Below are 21,124 nucleotides of genomic sequence, written 5' to 3' on the forward strand. Positions count from 1 at the left end.
CGCTCCGCGGCCCCCGCAGTGGGCTGCGGTGGCCGGGCGGACGAGACACCCCCCGGGAAGTGTCTGGTCGATCAGGCCGCGCCGCGAACCCGGCGTGATCGGCGAGATCCTAGGGGCGGCCCTGGAGTTTGGCCGAGGAGGTGCGGGTCGTCGGGAGTTTGCCGTAGAGCTTCTTGCCGGGGCATTCCGTGGCGAAGCCGTCGCGGTGGCCCGAGATGACGTTCATCGAGACGTTTTGGCCCTTCGGGTAGCGGTTGCCGCCGCCCGACTTGAGGGTGGTCTTCGCGCGCGGGTCCCGGCCGAAGAGGCCGAGCTTCCAGGCGGTGAGGCGGGCGACCGCGTCGACGGCGGCGGCGGGGGGCGCGGAGGAGGTGAAGGTGCCGAGGACCGCCACGCCCATGCTGTCCGTGTTGAAGCCCATGGTGTGCGCGCCGAGGACCGGCTTGGAGACGCCGCCCGCGCGGCCCTCGTAGACCGTGCCGCACTTGTCGACGGCGAAGTTGTAGCCGAAGTCGCGCCAGCCGCTGCTGACCACGTGGTAGCGGTACAGGCTGCGGAGCACCGCCGGGGCGTCCTTGCAGGCGTAGTTGTTGCCGGAGGCGCTGTGGTGGACGAACGCCGCCTTCACGGTGTTCGTGTAGGCGAAGGCCTTCTCGCGCAGGGACTCGTCCGCGCCCCACCCCTTGCGGGTGACGATCCGCGGGCGCGGGCCGATGTAGGGGGCGGCCGCCGCGGTCAGTTCGCCGTCGCTGGCGAAGACGGCGTCGGCGGTGGAGTCGGCCTTGTTCAGCTCGGTGATCTCGTTCGCGCCGAGCTGGGCGTGCGGCACGTTCGCCTCGGAGGCCTCTGCCATCTCCATCGTGAGGCCGGGCGCCACCAAGTCGCCCTTGTCGTCGCCCGGGCCGCTGTTCTTGCCGTCCGTGGGCCCCGCGGGCGCCCCCTCGCCGGGGTCGACGAGTTCGATCCGCAGGCCCGAGGGCAGCCGGGATCCCGCGCGGGTGGCCGGGGCTCCCGTTTCCGCCTGGACGCGGACCTCCACGCCGTCGGACTCGCCGACCCACAGGGGGGCGGTCGCTCCGCGGACCCGGCCGGAGCCGCGCTCCACCGCGTCGGGGTCGGCCGCGTGCTCGCTGTTGTGGACCTCGACGTCCTGCCAGTCGGACCAGGTCGCGGTCCGGGTGGAACGCGTACGGACCTGGACGCGGCCGTTGAGCTCGGTGGCGACGTCGTCCCAGACGACGCCGACCAGCGAGAACGTCTTGACCTCACGGGCGGTCAGGCCCTGCATCTCGGGACCGCGGGGCGAGGCGCTCATTCCGGGGACGCCGGGGCTGCGGTCCGCCGCGGGTCCCACGGGGGCGAGCGGCAGCGACTGGGTGGACCCGGCCGGGGTCACGGGGACGGTTTCGGCGAGTGCTGGAGTCGGGAGCGCGAGGGGCAGGGCCAGTGCGGCGGCCGTCGCGACGCCGATCGAGGAAGCAAGGAATCCACGCATGAAAAGGATGGTGAACACGCGCACCACCGGGCGCCATCCGAGATCTGATGCTCCGTCCGCTGGGCCGCCGATACCCCTCCCCCGTACGGAGGAGCCGCGGGCCCCCGTACGGGGGAGGGCCCCGCGTACGCTGTGCCGGGTGAACGCCATGACCCGCACCCCTGCCGACCTGCTGCGATCCGCGCTCGCCGCCGATCCGGGCCGCCCGCTCGTCACCTTCTACGACGACGCCACCGGCGAACGCGTCGAATTGTCCGTCGCGACCTTCGCCAATTGGGTGGCCAAGACCGCGAACCTGCTCCAGGGCGACCTGGGGGCCGAGCCCGGGGACCGGCTCGCGCTGCTGCTCCCCGCGCACTGGCAGAGCGCCGTGTGGCTGCTCGCCTGCGACTCGGTCGGGGTCGTGGCCTCGGTGGGCGGGGCCCCGGGCGACGCCGATCTCGTCGTCAGCGGCCCGGACACGCTGGAGCGGGCCCTGGAGTGCGGCGGCGAGCGGGTGGCGCTCGCCCTGCGGCCGCTGGGCGGGCGCTTCCCGCAGCCCCCGGCCGGGTTCGCGGACTACGCGGTGGAGGTGCCGGGACAGGGTGACCGTTTCGCCCCCTTCGTACCGGTGGATCCCGAGGATCCCGCGCTGGTCGTCGGCGGCGAGGAGCTCTCGCACACCGCGCTGGTCGCCCGCGCCCGCGAGGACGCGGCGAAGCTCGGCCTGGGCGAGGGCTCGCGGGTCCTGACCGGGCTGGGCTACGACACCTGGGAAGGGCTTTCCGCCGGGCTGTACGCCGCGCTGGCCGCGGGGGCCTCCGTGGTGCTCTGCCGGAACCTGGACCGGCTGTCGCCCGAGGGACTGGCGCAGCGGGCCGAGAGCGAGCGCGTCACCCACACGGTCTGACTCAGGCACCCGCCCCGTCACCCACACTGATCAATCTCGGGAACGGTCGATCTGTCACCCGAACGGCCCTAGACACGGCCCCGCCCCCGGGCTGCTCCGGCACCCCGGGGGCAGGATCGGCAGTGGCCGTGCTCCCCCGTACGGCTGCTCGCAGCGGCGAGGGGACGGACGCCAGTGACGGACAGCGCAGGCATACCGGGCGGCACCGACGCGGCCGGAGGCGAACGACGGCCTCCGCGGAACCGCAGGCGTCGGCTGCTGCGCTGGATCGGCCTCGGGCTGACCCTGCTGGTGCTGGCGGGCGCGGCCACCGGCTGGTGGCTCTACAGCAAGTTCGACGGCAACATCACCGAGGACACCTCGGCCGCGGCCGAGCTGGAGCGCTACGAGCGCGAGCGGCCGGCGCACCTGGCCACGGGCGCCCAGAACATCCTGCTGATCGGCTCCGACTCGCGCTCGGGCAAGGGCAACGCCGGGTACGGGCAGGACCGGGGCACCCAGCGGTCGGACACCACGATCCTGCTGCACCTGCCGAAGGACCGCCGGAGCGCGACCGCGGTGTCGATACCGCGCGACCTGATGACGCAGATCCCCGCCTGCACGCAGCCGGACGGGAGCCGCAGCGTGTCCCGGTTCGCCCAGTTCAACTGGGCGTTCCAGTGGGGCGGGGCCGCCTGCACGATCCGTACGGTGGAGGCGTTCACCGGGATCCGGATCGACCACCACATGGTCATCGACTTCGGCGGGTTCAAGAAGATGGTGGACGCCATCGGCGGGGTGGAGGTGTGCCTCAAGCAGCCCGTGAACGACGCCGAGGCCAAGGTGCGGCTTGCCGCCGGGCGGCAGACCCTGCACGGCGAGAAGGCACTGGGCTTCGTCCGCGCCCGGCACAGCCTCGGCAACGGCAGCGACACCGAACGGATGGAGCGCCAGCAGCAGTTCCTCGGCGCGCTCGTCAAGAAGGTGCAGAGCAACGGGGTCCTGCTGAACCCGGCCCGCCTGTACCCGCTGCTGGACGCGGCGACGTCCTCGCTGACCACCGACAGGGGGCTGGCCTCGCTGCGCGACCTGTACGAACTCGTGCGGGGCGTGCGGAACATACCGACCGAACAGATCAAGTTCCTGACGGTTCCGCGCCGGCCGTACGCCGCCGACCCGAACCGGGACGAGTTGGTGGAACCGGACGCGGCACAGCTGTTCCGGCAGCTGCGGGAGGACGCACCGGTGAGGGTGGCCCCTCCGGAGCCGTCGACGACCCCGGCCCCGGCCACCGCGACGGCGGCGCCGACCCCCTCCGCGACGCCCACTGACGCGGTTCCGGAAGGGAATTCGACCGGCGAGGGAACCCCGACCCCCTCCGCACCCATCCCTACCTTCACAGGAACGACCGCAGGGAACGCGGAATGCCGGTAAAGCAATCCCAAAGGCCGGTGACCGAACCGAGTGGGATGGGCGGTTCACCCCGTTATAAGGGGAGTGGAATTTCTCACCCACCATGGTTTGCGGCCGAACAGGACGGATAAGGTGAGCGATCCGGTGCCCGGCCGGACCGGAGACCGGGTACCAGCAGCCGGATCGTTGACCGAGCGCCTGGGGGAGGCGCGTCGCGAGGCACCGACGGAGGATTCGAGCAACCGTGGATGCGCAGAGCCGTGGACGGGCGGACGAGATCGACCCCGCCGACCAGTGGGTGCTCAACCCCCGCACAGGCAATTACGAACTGCAACTGGGTGACTCCACTGCGCAGCAGCGGCCCAGGGTCGCCGCGCCTCGCAGGTCGGCGGCGGCGGCCCCCGCAGCCCCCACCGCCCCCTCCCCCGGCGTACCCGGGCCGCGCCGCGGCGACGCCCCGCCCGGGGGCCGCAGGGGCGGCCGCTCGCGCAAGGGCGGCGGCGGTGGCGGACGCCGCAAGAAGGCTCTGCTGATCACCAGCGGGACGCTGGCGCTCCTGCTGGTCGGCGGCGCCACGGCGGCGTACCTCTACTACGACCACCTGAACGGCAACCTCAGCGTCACCGACGTCGCGGGCGCGGGCACGGGCGGCTTCAAGAAGGACCAGCCCATCAACATCCTCGTCATCGGCACCGACAAGCGCAGCGGTGAGGGCAACGAGGGCTACGGGGACAAGGACAGCGTCGGCCACGCCGACACCACGATCCTCTTCCACGTCTCGAAGGACCGGACGAACGCGACCGCGCTGTCCATCCCCCGCGACCTGATCACCAACATCCCGGCCTGCCCGACGAAGCAGCCGGACGGTTCGACGAAGACCATCGCGCCCGTGAAGGGCACCCGCTTCAACACCAGCCTGGGCCAGGAGGGCCGCGACGCGGGCTGCACCATGCGCACGGTCAAGGAACTCACCGGGATCGAGGTCGACCACTTCATGATGGCCGACTTCAACGCCGTCAAGACGCTGAGCACGGCGGTCGGCGGAGTACCGGTCTGCCTGGACAAGGCCGTGAACGACGAGGACGGCTCGCAGCTCAAGCTGGGCCCCGGCGAACACAGGCTGTCGGGTGAGCAGGCCCTCGCCTTCGTACGCACCCGGCACGGTTTCGGCAACAACAGCGACCTCGACCGGATCAGGATCCAGCAGCAGTTCCTGGGTTCGATGATGCGCCAGATGAAGTCGCAGGAGACGCTGACCAGCCCCAAGAAGTTCCTGTCCCTCGCGGAGGCGGCCACCAAGTCGCTGAGCGTGGACTCGGGGATCGGCTCCATCGCCAAACTCACCGACTTGGCCGGCGAGTTGAAGAACATCGACACGAAGAACATCACCTTCACCACCCTGCCCGTGAAGGACAATCCGGCCGAACCGGAGGGCAAGAAGGCGACCGTCGTCGTCGAACATTCTCTGGCCGACCCGCTGTTGCAGATGATCCGGGGGGACGTCTCGCTGACGGAGGTCGAAAAGAAGGAGCAGGCCGCACAGGAGGCGGCCGACGCGGACACGAAGGCCAAGCAGGACGCCCTGCTCCAGGGCAACCGGGCGCCCGCCGGGGACGTACGGGTGAGCGTCTACAACGGCGGCGGGCCCTCGGGATCCGCCTCCACCACGCTGAAGTGGCTGCAGGACACCAAGGGGATGTCCAAGACCAGCAACCAGGGCAACGCCCCGGCGAAGGTCGGTGCCACGCAGCTGGAGTACGCGCCCAACCAGGCCGACCAGGCCCGGGCGCTCGCGGACGCCATGGGCCTGCCCGCCACCGCGCTGAAGATGGGGACGACGGACGCGGCGGCGAAGACCCCGATGAAGCTGACGCTGGGCCCGGACTTCCAGAAGCCGGGCACCCCGCTGGCGCCGCCGGTTCCGCAGGAACTGCCCAAGGACGTCCAGCAGGCACAGGCCGACAAGGCGATCTGCGCCAAGTAGCGGGACGTTGCCGGTCGGACCGGCGCAATGTCGACCAAGAAGGACCTTGAGGGGGATACGCGTGAGGCACAGCGACGTGCGGGAGGAGGGGGCGGGCGCCCAGGCCGACGGGGACATATCCGGCGTCGGGGCGAGCGCGCCCGGCACGGTGCCCCCACAGAGGGGCGGCTCCGGGTCGGGCCGCCGGGACGGCGCCCGTCCCACCAGACAGGGGCGCCGGCGCGTGCTGCGCTGGGTCTCCTCCGTCCTGTCCCTCCTCATACTCGGGACGGCGGCGGCCGGCTACCTCTACTACCGGCACCTCAACGGCAGCATCCAGACGGACGCGCTGAACCTCGGTGAGAACAAACTGGGCGGTTCCAAGCCCAACGCCTTCGGGCAGACCCCGCTGAACATCCTGCTCATCGGCTCCGACGCGCGCGACGACGCGGAGAACCAGGCCCTCGGCGGGGCCACGGACAGCTTCGACGGGCCCCCGCTCGCGGACGTCCAGATGCTGCTGCACCTGTCCGCCGACCGCAGCAACATGTCCGTGATCTCCATGCCGCGCGACACGATGCTGACGATGCCCAAGTGCACCGAGCCCGGCGGCAAGGTGCACCCCGCCAGCAAGGGGCTCGTCCAGACGAACGAGTCGATCCAGCGGGGCGGACCGGGCTGCACGGTCGCCGCGTGGACCGAGCTGACGAAGATCCCCATCGATCACTTCATGATGATCGACTTCAAGGGCGTGGTACGGATGGCGGACGCCATCGGCGGCGTCCCGGTCTGCGTCGAGCAGAACGTGCACTCCCGTACGCGCGACGGCAAGGGCTCCGGCCTGAAGCTGCCGAAGGGCACGAGCGTCATCCAGGGCGAGACGGCCCTGCAGTGGCTGCGCACCCGCTACGGCTTCGAGGACGGCACCGACATCGGCCGCACCCACGCCCAGCACCAGTACATGAACTCGATGGCCCGCGAGTTCCGCAGGAACGCCAAGCTCAGCAACCCGGTCAAGCTCAACAGCCTGGCACAGGCGGCGATCGAGGCCATGGTCGTGGACACCGGCCTGAACAAGATCGACAAGCTGTTCGACCTCAGCATGGAGCTCAAGAAGGTCCCGCCGGGCCGCATCACCATGACCACCATGCCGTGGGTCTACAGCACCAGGCCCGGCCTGGACGGGCGGGTCGAGCCCAAGGCGGGCGAGGCCGAGGACCTCTTCCGGATGGTCCGCGAGGACATCGCCCTGGACGGCCAGGGCTCGGGCTCCCCGGACGCCTCCGCGTCCCCCGCCGCCCCGTCCGCGCCCCCGCAGCAGCCCAGCGCCGCCGCCACCGCGGCGGCCACGGCCGCGCCGCCCGCGAAGATCGCCGTGACCGTCCGCAACTCCACGGGCGGCAAGGACGGCACCGAGGCCAAGGTCAAGGGTCGGGCGAGCGAGGTCGCGGCCCTGCTGACCGGCAAGGGCTTCACCAAGGTCGTCGCCGACACCCAGACGGGCGCGGAGGACACCTCGGTGATCCGCTACGCCACCGACACGCAGGCGGCCGACGCGGCCGCCGTGGCCACCGCCCTCGGCCTGCCCGCCGCCTCGGTGCAGAAGTCCGACCAGGTCGCCGGAATCGTCGTGTTCGTCGGCAAGGACTGGCGCTCCGGCGGCACGCCGGCCGCGCCGGCGCCCGCCCCGACCAAGGCGCCGGACTCCGCCCACGCGCTCAACGGCGACAACGACCAGGCCTGCATGCCGATCCAGCCCGGCTTCACCTGGTAGCACGCACACGAGAGGGGCCCGGCGCGGGAGCTGCGTTCGTACGCAGCTCCCGCGCCGGGCCCCTTCGTACCTCTCAGGCCTGCGGGACGCCGGGCAGCACGGCCGGGCGGCGGCTCGCGATGAGCTTGTCCGCCAGGGCGCGCGGGCTGGTCAGGAAGCCGAAGCCCCAGGACAGGTGCATGGTCGCCAGGGCGACGGGGATCTGCGCCCGGGCCTTCAGCGGCAGCCCCTTGCCCGCCGGGACGGAGCCCGCGGCGATCGCCGCGAGGTAGCCGGCCGGGACGGCGAAGCCGAACGGGCTGACGGTCACGCCCACGACCACGCCCGCGGCGATCGCGCAGACCAGGGTCGGCGGGGCCAGGTAGCGCATGTTGATGGAGCCCGAGTGGTAGCGGGCCACCACGTGCCGCCACCGGCCGTAGTCCTTGTACTGCTTGGCCAGGGCCTTGACGGAGCGTCGCGGTCGGTACTGGACCCGCAGCTCGGGCGAGAACCAGATCAGCCCGCCGGCTTCGCGGATGCGGAAGTTCAGCTCCCAGTCCTGGGCGCGGATGAACTCCTCGTTGTAGCCGCCCTGCCGTTCCAGCGCCTCACGGCGGAAGACGCCGAGGTAGACGGTCTCGGCCGGGCCGGCCTGGCCGCCGGTGTGGAAGGGGGCGTTGCCGACGCCGATCTTCGAGGTCATCGCGGCGGCGACGGCCTCTTCCCAGGCGTTCTCGCCTTCGGCGTGCATGATCCCGCCGACGTTCTGCGCACCGGTCTCCTCCAGGAGGCGGACGGCGGTGGCGATGTAGTTCGGGGAGAGCATGCCGTGGCCGTCGACGCGTACCACGATCGGGTGACGCGAGGCCTTGATGGCGGCGTTGAGCGCCGCCGGGGTCCGGCCGGTGGGATTCGGGACGGTGTGGACTCGGGGATCCTCGGCGACGAGTTCGGCGGCGATCTCGTCGGTGCGGTCCGTGGACGGCCCGAGTGCGATCACCACCTCCATCTCGCCCGCATACTCCTGTTCCAGGATGTGGCGGACGGACTCGCGGAGGTAGTGCTCCTCATTGAGCACCGGCATGATCACCGAGACTGCGGGCTGCTGGGCGGGCATGTGGTCCTTCAAGGTCGGGTATCGGTGTCACGTTACCGCGTACGGGGGAACCGGGTGCGCGCCGAGTGATCGGTAGGGACAGCTGCTGATCGTATGGGCCTACTGTTCTGTCGAATCAGCGGGCTGAGTACTCAGGACCCGGCCCGGCCGTGACCGGTATCCCTGCTGCCCCGCGGAGGTGTCCGCCGTGCCCCAGCCGCACCGACCCACCCGTCCCGCCCGGCCGCCCGAGCCGCCGCGCGCACGGCGCGGCGGTGCCGGCGGTCGGTCCCGGCGCCGGGAGGGCCGGCCCCGGTGGGGGGTGCGGCTGGCGGCCGGGCTGTCCGTGGCGGTGCTGGGATCCGGGGCCGTCGGGCACGCCGTGATGACCGGTCTGGACACCGGGATCGAGCGGGTGGACCCGTTCAAGGACATGAAGAACCGCCCGCAGGCCGGACACGGCGTCAACTTCCTGCTCGTGGGCACCGACGGCCGGGACAAGATCAGCCCCGAGGACAAGCGCGAGTACCGCCTGGGCGGGGCGCCGTGCCACTGCACGGACACGATCATGCTGGTGCACCTGTCGGCGGACAAGGAGCGGGCGAGCGTCGTCAGCCTGCCCCGCGACAGCTACGCCGAGGTGCCCGCTCACCGCGACCAGGTCACCGGCAAGGCGCACAAGGCCCACCCGGTGCGCCTGAACGCGGCGTACGCGGAGGGCGGGCCCAACCTCACCGTGCGGACGGTCGAGAACATGACCCGGGTGAAGATCGACCACTACCTGGAGGTCGACTTCACCAGCTTCATGAAGACGGTCGACGCCATGGGCGGGGTGGAGATCTGCACCGCCAAGACCATGCGCGACCCCAACACCGGCCTCGACCTGCTGCCCGGCACCCACCGGCTGACCGGCGGCCAGGCCCTGCAGTACGTACGCTCGCGCCACGTCGACGGCGCCTCCGACCTCGGCCGGATGCAGCGCCAGCAGCGGTTCGTCGCAGCCCTGATCAAACAGGCGACCGGCGGCGGGGTGCTGCTGAATCCCGTCAAGTTCAAGGAGCTCAGTTCCACCCTGCTGGGCTCGGTCCGCGCCGACAAGGGCTTCGGCTCGGAGCAGATGCTGGCGCTCGGGCAGGCGATGCGGGACTTCACCCCCTCCTCCTCCGAGTTCGCCTCGGTGCCCATCGGCAGCCCCTCCTTCCGGGTGAAGGGCATCGGGTCCACCGTGAAGTGGGACGAGCCGAAGGCGGCCAAGCTCTTCGAGGCGCTGCGCGAGGACCGGCCGCTGGCCCCGGCGCGGCCGGGGAAGGATGCCGCCGGCCGGCCCGCGGCGGTGCCCGTGGACGTGCCGCCGCCGCAGGTCCGGGTCCAGGTGGAGAACGGGACGCGGATCGACGGGCTGGGCGGGCGCGTGGACAGCGCACTGCGCGCCACCGGTTTCGACACCACGGGGACCCCGGGCAACGGCGCCGGCCGCGACGTCAAGCGCACGGTGATCACGTACGACCCGCGCTGGGACCGCTCGGCGCGGTCGGTGGCGACCGCGCTGCCCGGCAGTGAGCTGCGGGCGGTCGCGGGGCAGGGCCGGACGGTCACGGTGATCGCCGGCGCCGACTACCGCAAGGTGGTGCCGGTGCGCGCGGAGGACCCGTACCCGGGCGCCTTCGGTGTCGTCGGCGGCGACCAGGTGGTCTGCGGCAACTGAGGGCCCGTGCCGGCTCTCCCGAGCCGTACGGGCGGCCCCGCGCGGGCGCCGTCTCAGTCGTCGAAGCCCTGGGCGGCGCGCTCCTCGCGCAGGGCCATGATGGCCTGGCGGCGGGCGAGCCGGTGGGTGCGGCGGATCTGGGCCTCCTGGTAGCGCCGCTCGTCCTGCTCCGTCTCGGGGAGCACGGGCGGGACCTGGCGGGGCTTGCCGTCGGCGTCCACGGCCGCGAAGACGAGGTAGGCGCTGCCGACCTGGGTGGCGGGGGTGGACTCGTTCCACCGCTCGGCGAGGACGCGTACGCCGATCTCCATGGAGGAGCGGCCGGTCCAGTTGCACTGGGCCTTCACGTGGACGAGGTCGCCCACGCGCACGGGTGCGAGGAAGGCCATCTCGTCCATGGAGGCGGTGACGGCCGGACCGCCGGAGTGACGGCCCGCCACGGCGCCGGCGGCGTCGTCGACCAGCTTCATGATGACGCCACCGTGCACCGTGCCCAGGAGGTTGGTGTCGTTGGCGGTCATGATGTGGCTGAGGGTCGTCCGGGAGGCGGCGGTCGGCTTCCCGGGCAGCTCGCCCGGTATCTGTGTCATACGGACACCTTAGATGGATCGCGCAGGCATCAGCTCTGCAACAGCACAGGTACGGAACCTCCCCCGGGCTGTCGCAGGCGCCGCCCCGGCAGGCATCCTTGGGCGCATGAATGACTGGCCAGAAGGTCGTGACGACGCCTACGGACGCGGCAGCGCGCGTCCGCAGCCCGAAGGTGTGCAGCGGATGCGGCACATCCAGCGGCAGCCCCAGCAGCCGCCGCGGCCGCAGCGCCCGGCCGGGCCCGTGCCCGCACCCGGCGTCCCTCCGCAGCAGGCGGGCGGCCACGACACGTACGGCGGTTACGACAGCGGCTACAACACCGGCCAGGTGTACGGCTCGCCCTCCGGCGGTGTCCCGGGCCGGCCGGGCGGTCCCGGCGGGCCGTCGGGCCCCGGCGGCCCCGGGCGGGCGTCCGGCCCGGCCCCGGACTGGCGCAAGCGCATCAAGGTCGGCTCGATCGTGCTGGTCTCCGCGCTGCTTGTGACGTCCGTCTCCACCTACTTCTGGGCCGACTCCAAGGTGCGCCGCGAGGTGGACCTCTCCAAGGTCGTCGAACGGCCGAAGGAGGGCGACTGCACGACGTACCTGATCGTGGGCTCGGACAGCCGTGAGGGCATGTCGGACGAGGAGAAGAAGAAGCTCCACACGGGCTCGGCCGAGGGCAAGCGGACCGACTCGATGATGATCCTGGCGAAGTGCTCCAGCGGGAACACCATGATCTCGCTGCCGCGCGACTCGGACGTGGAGATCCCCTCCTTCGTCGGCTCCCAGTCCGGCAAGAAGTTCCCCGCACAGGGGCGGCGGGTCAAGCTCAACGCGGCGTACGCGGAGGACGGCCCCGAGCTGCTGGTGCGCACGGTGGAGCACAACACGGGCTTGCGCATCGACCACTACGCGGAGATCGGCTTCGCCGGCTTCGCGAACATCGTGGACGCGCTGGGCGGTGTGGAGCTCGACATCGAGGAGGGCTTCAAGGACGAGAAGTCGGGCGCCGACTTCAAGGCGGGCAGGCAGACGCTGAACGGCGAGCAGTCGCTGGCCTTCGTACGGACCCGCTACGCCTTCGCCGAGTCGGACCTCCAGCGGACGAAGAACCAGCAGAAGTTCCTGTCGGCGCTCGCCAACCAGGCCGCGACGCCGTCGACGATCCTCAACCCGTTCGCGCTCTACCCGATGCTGGGTGCGGGCCTGGACACCCTCATCGTGGACAAGGACATGGGCCTGTACGACATGGGCCAGATGTTCTTCGCGATGAAGGGGGTCAACGGTGGTGACGGCGTGTCGATGAACATGCCGATCTCCGGGCAGCGCGGCGGCAACCTCGTCTGGGACAAGGCGAAGGTGCAGCAGCTGGTGAAGCAGATCCAGAACGACGAGAAGGTCACCGTCCGCGGCAACTGACGTACCGCCGGGGCCTCTCGCGCCCCGGCCGTACGCGCTCCCCTCCCCGGACCGGGATCAGGCGTCCGGGGAGAAGCGGATGGCGGCGGCGGGCAGCTGCGCCTCGCACCACACCCGGGCGCCGGCCCGCAGTTCGTTGTCGGCGCCCACGACGGCGCCGTCGCCGACGACGGTCCCGTCCAGCACGGTCCGCGCGCCCACGGCGGCGCGGGCGCCGATGAGGCTGGCGTTGATCTGGGCGTCGGGGCCGATGACGGCGCCGTCGAGCACGATGGAGCCCTGGACGACCGCTCCGGCCCCGACGCGTGCGCCGGCGCCCACGACGGTGCCGCCCGACAGCTTGGCTCCGGCGGCGACCTGCGCGCCCGGCAGTACCAGGGACTCGCCGCGGCGGCCGGGTACGGCCGGGGAGGGGACGACCCCGCGGACGAGGTCGGCGGAGGCCTGGATGATGGACTCGGGCTTGCCGAGGTCCATCCAGTAGGTGTTCTCGGTGACTCCGTGGAGCGTGGCCCCGGAGGCGAGCAGGCCGGGGAAGGTCTCGCGCTCGACGGAGACGGGGCGGCCGGCGGGGATGGAGTCGATGACGCTGCGGCGGAAGACGTAGCAGCCGGCGTTGATCTGGTCGGTGATGATCTCTTCGGGCGTCTGCGGCTTCTCGGTGAAGGCGAGCACCCGCCCGTCGGGGTCGGTGGGGACGAGGCCGAAGGCGCGCGGGTCCTCGACCCGCACCAGGTGCAGGGAGACGTCGGCGTCGGCCGCCTCGTGGGCCTCGACGAGGCCGGCGATGTCCAGGCCGGTGAGGATGTCGCCGTTGAAGACGAGGACGGAGGAGTCGGGGCCGCCGGTCAGGCGCTGCCCGGCGTTGCGGATGGCGCCGCCCGTGCCGAGGGGCTCGTCCTCGACCACGTACTCCAGGGTGAGGCCGAAGTCGGAACCGTCACCGAAGTAGGGCTCGAAGACCTCGGCGAGGTAGCACGTCGCCATGACGATGTGCGTGACGCCGGCGGCGGCGGCCCTGGCTATCTGGTGGGCGAGGAACGGGACGCCGGCCGTGGGCACCATGGGCTTGGGCGTGTTCACCGTCACGGGACGCAGCCGCGTCCCCTGTCCGCCGACCAGCAGGATCGCTTCCGTCATTGCGTTCTCCCCAACCGATTACGGCGTACGAAGGTCCAAATTTAGCCCATCCGGGGGCGCCCCAAGGCCCGTGCCGGATGTGTCGACCGGCGCGCGCACCGTGCGGGCGCGGCGGTCGGTATGTCATGCATTGACCGGGTGTTCGCGCTTCAGGCGGCGAACGGCTCGGCGTGGCCGGGTAGTTGCGGTCCGGGCCGCAGGAAGCCCTGCCGACCCGAACCGTCCCGTACCGGCACGAAGGCGGCGCCGGTGAGCCGGGCGGTGATCTGCTGTCGGCGGATCTCGCCCCACTTGAACGCGCCGGTCAGGAACGCCGCGAGCATCCCGCCGCCGACGAGCGCGACGAGCGGTTTGCCGGAGGCGAGCAGGACGAGGGCCAGGACCGCGCACATGCCGTGGCCCGGCATCTTGCGGAGCTTGTCCGCGGCGTGGGAGGACAGGACGTCGAACATGATCCGGTCCTTGGTCCGGGCGACCGCGTCCCGCGCGCCGGGCAGGGGCTGCAGGGACCCCTTCCGGTACATCCGGATCAGGACGAGCGTCTTCTTGTGCCCGGTCCCGATCGGCTGCGCGTACTCGAAGCCGTGGTGCCCGGCCACGTGGACCAGGGCCGCCATGCGTCCCACGGCGGAGCCGGGGCCAGGGGATGCCACCGGGACGACCCCCGGCCGCGGCCGGGGGTCGTCCTGGATCGCGCGGGCCGGAGCCTTGCGGCTACGGCAGGTTGCGGGCCATGACGATCCGCTGGACCTGGTTCGTGCCCTCGTAGATCTGCGTGATCTTGGCGTCGCGCATCATGCGCTCCACCGGGTAGTCACGGGTGTAGCCGTAGCCGCCGAGGAGCTGGACGGCGTCCGTGGTGACCTCCATGGCCACGTCGGAGGCGAAGCACTTGGCTGCGGCGCCGAAGAAGGTCAGGTCCTCCTTGTCGCCTCCGGCGGAGACGCGCTCGGACTTGGCGGCGGCCGCGTACGTCAGCTGGCGGGCGGCCTCGATCTTCATGGCCATGTCCGCGAGCATGAACTGCACGCCCTGGAAGTCGCCGATCGGCTTGCCGAACTGCTTGCGCTCCTGGACGTAGCCCTTGGCGTAGTCCAGGGCGCCCTGCGCGATGCCGAGCGCCTGGGCGGCGATCGTGATGCGGGTGTGGTCGAGGGTCTTCATCGCGGTGGCGAAGCCGGTGCCCTCGGCGCCGATCATGCGGTCGGCGGGGATCCGCACGTTGTCGAGGTAGACCTCGCGGGTCGGGGAGCCCTTGATGCCGAGCTTCTTCTCCGGGGCCCCGAAGGACACGCCCTCGTCGCCCTTCTCGACGACGAAGGCGCTGATGCCCTTGGAGCGCTTCTCCGGGTCGGTGACGGCCATGACCGTGTAGTACTCGGAGACGCCCGCGTTGGTGATCCAGCGCTTGACGCCGTTGAGCACCCAGAAGTCGCCGTCGCGCACGGCGCGGGTCTTCATGCCGGCGGCGTCGGAGCCCGCGTCCGGCTCGGAGAGCGCGTAGGAGAACATCGCGTCGCCCTTGGCGAGCGGGCCGAGGTACTTGGCCTTGAGCTCCTCGGAGCCGGAGAGGATCACCGGGAGGGAGCCGAGCTTGTTCACGGCCGGGATCAGGGAGGAGGAGGCGCAGACGCGGGCCACTTCCTCGATCACGATCACGGTGGCCAGGGCGTCGGCGCCCGCGCCGCCGTACGTCTCGGGCACGTGCACGGCGTGCAGGTCGTTGGCGACCAGCGCGTCGAGGGCCTCCTGCGGGAAGCGGGACTCCTCGTCGACGGCGGCTGCGAACGGCAGGATCTTCGCCTCGGCGAGCGAGCGGACCGACTCGCGGAGCATGTCGTGCTCCTCGGCCGGGCGGTACAGGTCGAAGTCGGCAGAACCCGCCAAGATCTCTCACTCCCCAGGGTGACACGCGATACGTGATGCTAACTACCGTTAAGTAACCCAAGCTTAGTGTCCCGGTCACGGATGGCGATATGGACGAGCCACGTGAGCTGCGTGACAGAGACGGTGCTGCCGGGGCGCTCCTGGAGACCGTCCCCGCCGATCGGCCCGACTATGCTCAGTGGCCGCAAACGGCCCCGCACCTCTGGAGCACCCATGGCCCCCCTCAGGATCACTGTGATCGGCACCGGCTACCTCGGCGCGACCCACGCCGCGGCGATGGCCGAGCTGGGCTTCGAGGTGCTCGGCCTGGACGTCGTGCCGGAGAAGATCGAGATGCTGGCCGCGGGCCGGGTGCCGATGTACGAGCCCGGGCTGGAGGAGCTGCTGGCCAAGCACGTGGCCGGGCTGCCGGGCTCGACCGGGCGGCTGCGGTTCACGACCTCCTACGAGGAGGTCGGCGCCTTCGGCGACGTCCACTTCGTCTGCGTGAACACCCCGCAGAAGCACGGCGAGTACGCCTGCGACATGTCCTACGTCGACGCCGCGATGTCCTCGCTGGCCCCGCACCTGACGCGGCCGGTGCTGGTCGTCGGCAAGTCCACGGTGCCGGTGGGCTCGGCGCAGCGGCTGGCGGAGAAGCTGGCGGAGCTGGCCCCGGCGGGCGGGGACGTGGAGCTGGCCTGGAACCCGGAGTTCCTGCGGGAGGGCTTCGCGGTGCAGGACACCCTGCACCCCGACCGGATCGTGATCGGCGTCCAGGGCGAGCGCGGCGAGAAGCTGCTGCGCGAGGTGTACGAGACCCCCATGTCCGAGGGGTCCCCGCTGGTCGTCACGGACTTCCCGACCTCCGAGCTCGTCAAGACCGCCGCCAACTCCTTCCTCGCCACCAAGATCTCCTTCATCAACGCGATGGCGGAGGTGTGCGAGGCCGCCGGCGGTGACGTGGTCAAGCTGGCGGAGGCCATCGGCTACGACGAGCGGATCGGCGCGAAGTTCCTGCGGGCCGGCATCGGCTTCGGCGGCGGCTGCCTGCCGAAGGACATCCGGGCCTTCATGGCGCGCGCCGGCGAGCTGGGCGCGGACCAGGCGCTGACGTTCCTGCGCGAGGTCGACTCCATCAACATGCGGCGGCGCGGTCACATGGTCGAGCTGGCCCGCGAGGCCGTGGGCGGGTCCTTCCTCGGCAAGCGGGTCGCCGTGCTCGGCGCCACCTTCAAGCCGGACTCGGACGACGTCCGCGACTCCCCCGCGCTGAACGTGGCCGGTCAGATCCACCTGCAGGGCGGCCAGGTCACCGTCTACGACCCCAAGGGCATGGACAACGCCCGGCAGGTCTTCCCGACCCTCGGGTACGCGGACTCCGCGCTCGCGGCGGCCCGCGGCGCGGAGGTGGTCCTCCACCTCACCGAGTGGCGCGAGTTCCGCGACCTCGACCCGGCGGCGCTCGCCTCCGTCGTGACCGACCGGCTCGTGCTGGACGGCCGCAACGCACTGGATCCGGTGCGGTGGCGTGCCGCCGGCTGGACGTACCGGGCGATGGGGCGGCCCCGGGCCTGACCCCTGCGGGGTTGACCGGCCGTCCGGAAGGACCCGGGGCTCCGCCCCGGCCCCGCGCCTCGCACGCCGGCGGGGCTGGGCCGGGCCGGCGGGTCAGCGGGGGTTGCGGCGGGCGGTGAATTCCGCGTCGCGGATCACGCGCTGGGCGTTGCCCCAGGTCAGCAGGGCGACATCGGATTCGGGCCAGCCGCGGTCCAGGAGTTCCGCGATCAGCCGCGGGTAGCCCGACGGGTCGGTCAGGCCGGTCGGGCGCATGACCGGTGGCTCGGTGCCGAAGGCCGCGCCGAGTCCGACGCCCTCCGGGCCCGCGACCGCCCGTACGTGGTCCAGGTGGTCCGCCACCGCGTGCAGGGAGTCCCCGGTGCGCGCGCTGTCGAAGGTGACCATCACCAGGCCGTTCGCCTCGCGCACGGCGAGGAGCACCTCGTCGGGCACGTTCTCCGGATGCGGGTTCAGCGCGGCGGCCGCCGTGTTCGAGATGATCACCGGGGCCTTCGAGGCGCCCGCGAGCCGGCAGGCGGCCGCCGGTCCGCAGCCCGAGAGGTCCAGGAGGATCGCCAGCCGGTTCGCCTCGTGCACCACCTCGTGGCCGAAGGCCGTCAGCGTCTCCTGTGCCCAGGGCGCTCCCGCGGGCGCGAGGATCCGTACGCCCAGTGCGTGGAAGGCGCGCAGCGCGCCCAGGGAACCGGCCAGCGCGCGGCCCGGCACGGGACCGAGGAACGAGGCGATCCGGCCGCGGTTGCGGGCGTCCGCCATGTCGTCGGCGCTGAGCGCGAGGCGGAGGCTGTCGGGGTAGCGGCGCACCAGGGTCAGCGCGGCGTCGATCTGTTCCAGGGTGTCGGAGACCACCCGGTCATCGGCCTCGTCCGGGCCCGGCCGGCCCTGCGGCGGCACGAGCAGGGACCAGAACTGGGCCCCCACCCCGCCGGCGCGCAGGCGCGGGATGTCGGTGTCGACGCCCGCCTCGGGGGTGTCGATGTCGTGGTACGGGTTCTGGCGCAGGGTCCAGACCAGGGTGTTGCACCCGTCGGCAACAGGGTGGACGGACAGCAGCGCGGCGGCCCTGTCGAGGACGCTCGCCGTCGTCTCGGCTCCGGCGGGGGCCGGGAGGTCCTCGGCCCCGATGCCCACGGAGTGGGGTTCGTCCTGCAGGTCGGCCATGGCATTCGCTCCGGTCTCGGCGGCAGCATGGAGATGCAGCCACCGTGCCACGTGGGGCGGCGCGGACGCCCGGCAGGTGTGGCGTTCGGGTGACCCGCGGGTCACAACCGGTCACCACGCCCACCGGCTCATCGGCCCGGCAGGACCTCGATCACCGCGTTCGACGGGCCCCGGGTCGCCGACACCTCGCGCGCCACCGCTTCGGCGTCGCGCAGCGCGCGTACCGCGTTCGACCAGGTCAGCTTCGCCAGGTCGGCCCTGGACCAGCCGCGGGCCAGGAGTTCCGCGACCAGGTTCGGGTAGCCGGCCACGTCGTCCAGCCCGGACGGGGTGAAGGCCGTGCCGTCGTAGTCGCCGCCGATGCCGATGTGGTCGACCCCGGCCACCTCCCGCATGTGGTCCAGGTGGTCGGCCACCGTGGCGGCGGTGGCCACCGGCCGGGGGCGTGCCTCCTCGAACGCCCGGTGCAGGGCCATCGCCTCGGGGGTGGTGTCGAGGTGGTGGAAGCCGTGCGCCCGCAGGTTCTCGTCCGCGGCCAGGGTCCATTCGACGGCCGCCGGAAGGATGAACTTCGGTACGAAGGTGGCCATCGCTACGCCGCCGTTGGCGGGCAGCAGCGCCAGCACGTCGTCGGGGATGTTGCGCGGGTGGTCGCAGACCGCCCGCGCCGAGGAGTGCGAGAAGACCACCGGCGCGACCGAGACGGCGAGGGCGTCCCGCATCGTCGTCGCGGCGACGTGCGAGAGGTCCACCAGCATGCCGACCCGGTTCATCTCGCGGACGACCTCGCGGCCGAAGCCGGTCAGGCCGCCGTGCCGGGGCTCGTCGGTCGCCGAGTCCGCCCAGTCGATGTTGTCGTTGTGCGTGAGCGTCATGTACCGCACGCCCAGCCGGTGCAGGGCACGCAGCGTGGCGAGCGAGTTGTTGATGGAGTGGCCGCCCTCGGCGCCCATCAGCGAGGCGATCCGGCCGGTGGCGCGGGCCTCCTCCATGTCGTCCGCCGTCAGTGCCCGCACGAGGTCGCCGGGGTAGCGGTCGATCAGCTGTCCGACGGCGTCGATCTGCTCCAGGGTGGCACTGACCGCCTCGTCGCCCGCGTAGTCCGAGCGCACGTACACGGACCAGAACTGCGCCCCGACACCCCCGGCGCGCAGCCGGGGGATGTCGGTGTGCAGATGGGCGGACTGGTCGCCCGCGATGTCCCGTCGCGCCAGGTCGTAGCGCACCTGCTGGCGCAGCGCCCAGGGCAGGTCGTTGTGACCGTCCGCGACGGGGTGCTCGGCCAGCAGCTCGCGCGCCTCCGCCAGACGCTGCGCCGCACTCACTTGCCGAACCCGAAGGACTCCGCGTTCGCGACCTTGGTGCGCAGCCGCTTGCCCTTCTCCGTGGCCTGGTCGTTCAGCTCCTGCTGGAAGTCGCGCATCCGGGCCAGCAGCTCCGTGTCGTGGGCGGCCAGCATCCGTACGGCCAGCAGGCCGGCGTTGCGCGCCCCGGCGACCGAGACGGTGGCGACGGGAACCCCCGCCGGCATCTGGACGATCGACAGCAGGGAGTCCATGCCGTCGAGGTACTTCAGCGGCACGGGCACGCCGATGACCGGCAGCGGGGTGACCGAGGCGAGCATGCCGGGCAGGTGGGCGGCTCCGCCCGCGCCCGCGATGATCGCCTTCAGGCCGCGGCCGGCGGCCCGCTCCCCGTACTCGATCATCTCGCGCGGCATCCGGTGGGCGGAGACGACGTCGACCTCGTAGGGGATCTCGAACTCGTCGAGGGCCTGGGCGGCGGCCTCCATCACGGGCCAGTCCGAATCGGACCCCATGACGATGCCGATGACAGGACCTGCGGCGGTGGTGCTCATTGCGTGACCGTTCCTCTGAGGTAGTCGGCAGCGTGGCGTGCGCGCTCCAGCACATCGTCCAGGTCGTCGCCGTAGGTGTTGACGTGGCCGACCTTGCGACCTTGTTTCACGTCCTTGCCGTACATGTGGATCTTCAGCTGGGGGTCGTGGGCCATGCAGTGCAGGTAGGCCGCGTACATGTCGGGGTAGTCCCCGCCCAGCACGTTCGCCATGACCGTCCACTTGGCGCGGGGGCGCGGGTCGCCCAGCGGGAGGTCCAAGACCGCGCGCACGTGGTTGGCGAACTGGGAGGTCACGGCCCCGTCCTGGGTCCAGTGACCGCTGTTGTGCGGGCGCATCGCCAGTTCGTTGACCAGGATCCGGCCGTCGGTGGTCTCGAACAGCTCCACGGCCAGGTGGCCGGTCACGCCGAGTTCCTGCGCGATGCGCAGGGCGAGGGTCTGGGCCTCGCCGGCCAGCTCCTCGGAGAGGTTCGGGGCGGGAGCGATCACCGTGTCGCAGACCCCGTCCACCTGGCGGGACTCGACGACGGGATAGGCGACCGCCTGCCCGTGCGGGGAGCGCACGATGTTCGCCGCGAGTTCGCGGACGAAGTCCACCTTCTCCTCGGCGAGGACCGGGACGCCCGCCTTGAACGGGGCCTCGGCGTCCTGCGGGGTGCGGACGAACCACACCCCCTTGCCGTCGTAGCCGCCGCGCACGGTCTTGAGGATGACGGGGAACCCGCCCACCTCGTCCGCGAAGGCGGTCACGTCGTCCGGATCGCTCACGATCCGGTGGCGGGGGCTGGGCGCGCCGATCTCGTCGAGCTTGGCGCGCATCACCCCCTTGTCCTGGGCGTGTACCAAAGCGTCGGGCCCCGGGCGGACGGGGATGCCGTCCGCTTCCAGGGCCCGCAGGTGCTCGGTGGGTACATGCTCGTGGTCGAAGGTGATCACGTCACAGCCGCGCGCGAAGGCGCGCAGGGTCTCCAGGTCGCGATAGTCGCCGATGACGACATCGCTCACGACCTGGGCCGCCGAGTCCTGTGGTGTGTCACTGAGGAGCTTGAATCTGATGCCGAGGGGGATACCCGCCTCGTGGGTCATGCGGGCGAGCTGACCGCCGCCGACCATGCCGACTACCGGGAACGTCACTCCTCCAGGGTATCCGCCGGTATTCGGCCATCCGGACCTGACCCTGGGAGGTGTGGGGCCGGACCCCCGGTGTGCCGTGCGTCGCAGGGCGCCGGAA

17 protein-coding genes are annotated in these 21,124 nt (G+C 71.8%); 7 read left to right on the forward strand and 10 right to left on the reverse strand.

The window, feature by feature from the left end; all coding sequences use genetic code 11:
* Positions 1–109: 109 nt before the first annotated feature.
* Complete coding sequence (locus AB0F82_RS09765) at positions 110–1,495, reverse strand: peptidoglycan recognition protein family protein (protein ID WP_362625376.1); 1,386 nt, start codon at positions 1,493–1,495, stop codon at positions 110–112.
* Positions 1,496–1,634: 139 nt separating this feature from the next.
* Between AB0F82_RS09765 and AB0F82_RS09770 the strand changes: the two genes are divergently transcribed.
* From AB0F82_RS09770 to AB0F82_RS09785, 4 genes are all read left to right on the forward strand, one after another.
* Complete coding sequence (locus tag AB0F82_RS09770) at positions 1,635–2,384, forward strand: TIGR03089 family protein (protein ID WP_356812518.1); 750 nt, start codon at positions 1,635–1,637, stop codon at positions 2,382–2,384.
* Positions 2,385–2,558: 174 nt separating this feature from the next.
* Positions 2,559–3,797, forward strand: a complete 1,239-nt coding sequence (locus AB0F82_RS09775) for an LCP family protein (RefSeq protein ID WP_362625378.1) — start codon at positions 2,559–2,561, stop codon at positions 3,795–3,797.
* Between the two features lie 223 nt (positions 3,798–4,020).
* Entirely contained in the window at positions 4,021–5,760 is a 1,740-nt protein-coding gene (locus AB0F82_RS09780) for an LCP family protein (RefSeq protein WP_362625380.1), read from the forward strand.
* Positions 5,761–5,821: 61 nt separating this feature from the next.
* On the forward strand, positions 5,822–7,513 hold the full coding sequence (locus AB0F82_RS09785; RefSeq protein WP_362625382.1) for an LCP family protein: 1,692 nt from the start codon (positions 5,822–5,824) through the stop codon (positions 7,511–7,513).
* Positions 7,514–7,586: 73 nt separating this feature from the next.
* On the opposite strand, the gene AB0F82_RS09790 is transcribed toward AB0F82_RS09785, so the two are convergent.
* Positions 7,587–8,612: a glycosyltransferase family 2 protein gene (locus tag AB0F82_RS09790; protein ID WP_356812514.1), complete on the reverse strand. Its 1,026-nt coding sequence runs from the start codon at positions 8,610–8,612 to the stop codon at positions 7,587–7,589.
* 187 nt (positions 8,613–8,799) lie between these two features.
* Here AB0F82_RS09790 and AB0F82_RS09795 point away from each other — a divergent pair, with 187 nt between their 5' ends.
* The gene (locus AB0F82_RS09795; protein ID WP_436842059.1) at positions 8,800–10,296 is read left to right on the forward strand and encodes an LCP family protein; all 1,497 of its coding nucleotides are present in this window, start codon (positions 8,800–8,802) and stop codon (positions 10,294–10,296) included.
* A 53-nt stretch (positions 10,297–10,349) separates the two neighbouring features.
* Here the strand turns inward: AB0F82_RS09795 and AB0F82_RS09800 are convergent, their stop codons facing one another.
* The gene (locus AB0F82_RS09800) at positions 10,350–10,886 is read right to left on the reverse strand and encodes an acyl-CoA thioesterase (protein ID WP_030659854.1); all 537 of its coding nucleotides are present in this window, start codon (positions 10,884–10,886) and stop codon (positions 10,350–10,352) included.
* Positions 10,887–10,992: 106 nt separating this feature from the next.
* Between AB0F82_RS09800 and AB0F82_RS09805 the strand changes: the two genes are divergently transcribed.
* Positions 10,993–12,288, forward strand: coding sequence for an LCP family protein (locus tag AB0F82_RS09805; protein WP_356812513.1), 1,296 nt, complete (start codon positions 10,993–10,995; stop codon positions 12,286–12,288).
* Positions 12,289–12,345: 57 nt separating this feature from the next.
* On the opposite strand, the gene AB0F82_RS09810 is transcribed toward AB0F82_RS09805, so the two are convergent.
* The 3 genes from AB0F82_RS09810 to AB0F82_RS09820 all read right to left on the reverse strand — a co-directional run bounded on the left by AB0F82_RS09810 (position 12,346) and on the right by AB0F82_RS09820 (position 15,315).
* Complete coding sequence (locus tag AB0F82_RS09810) at positions 12,346–13,428, reverse strand: NDP-sugar synthase (RefSeq protein ID WP_362625385.1); 1,083 nt, start codon at positions 13,426–13,428, stop codon at positions 12,346–12,348.
* A gap of 149 nt (positions 13,429–13,577) precedes the next feature.
* Entirely contained in the window at positions 13,578–14,081 is a 504-nt protein-coding gene (locus AB0F82_RS09815; protein WP_362625387.1) for a hypothetical protein, read from the reverse strand.
* A gap of 61 nt (positions 14,082–14,142) precedes the next feature.
* Entirely contained in the window at positions 14,143–15,315 is a 1,173-nt protein-coding gene (locus AB0F82_RS09820) for an acyl-CoA dehydrogenase family protein (RefSeq protein ID WP_356812510.1), read from the reverse strand.
* 213 nt (positions 15,316–15,528) lie between these two features.
* On the opposite strand from AB0F82_RS09820, the gene AB0F82_RS09825 reads away from it, so the two are divergent.
* Positions 15,529–16,872, forward strand: a complete 1,344-nt coding sequence (locus tag AB0F82_RS09825; RefSeq protein WP_362625389.1) for a UDP-glucose dehydrogenase family protein — start codon at positions 15,529–15,531, stop codon at positions 16,870–16,872.
* Between the two features lie 93 nt (positions 16,873–16,965).
* On the opposite strand, the gene AB0F82_RS09830 is transcribed toward AB0F82_RS09825, so the two are convergent.
* From AB0F82_RS09830 to AB0F82_RS09845, 4 genes are all read right to left on the reverse strand, one after another.
* The gene (locus AB0F82_RS09830) at positions 16,966–18,033 is read right to left on the reverse strand and encodes a membrane dipeptidase (RefSeq protein WP_356812508.1); all 1,068 of its coding nucleotides are present in this window, start codon (positions 18,031–18,033) and stop codon (positions 16,966–16,968) included.
* 128 nt (positions 18,034–18,161) lie between these two features.
* Complete coding sequence (locus AB0F82_RS09835; RefSeq protein ID WP_356812507.1) at positions 18,162–19,358, reverse strand: dipeptidase; 1,197 nt, start codon at positions 19,356–19,358, stop codon at positions 18,162–18,164.
* The gene (purE, locus tag AB0F82_RS09840) at positions 19,355–19,891 is read right to left on the reverse strand and encodes a 5-(carboxyamino)imidazole ribonucleotide mutase (RefSeq protein WP_356812506.1); all 537 of its coding nucleotides are present in this window, start codon (positions 19,889–19,891) and stop codon (positions 19,355–19,357) included. The genes AB0F82_RS09835 and purE overlap by 4 nt, the downstream gene beginning before the upstream one ends.
* The gene (locus tag AB0F82_RS09845; protein WP_356812538.1) at positions 19,888–21,006 is read right to left on the reverse strand and encodes a 5-(carboxyamino)imidazole ribonucleotide synthase; all 1,119 of its coding nucleotides are present in this window, start codon (positions 21,004–21,006) and stop codon (positions 19,888–19,890) included. The genes purE and AB0F82_RS09845 overlap by 4 nt, the downstream gene beginning before the upstream one ends.
* Between the last annotated feature and the right edge of the window lie 118 nt (positions 21,007–21,124).

It is taken from the genome of Streptomyces virginiae (genome assembly GCF_040638905.1).
GTDB lineage: Bacteria > Actinomycetota > Actinomycetes > Streptomycetales > Streptomycetaceae > Streptomyces > Streptomyces virginiae_B.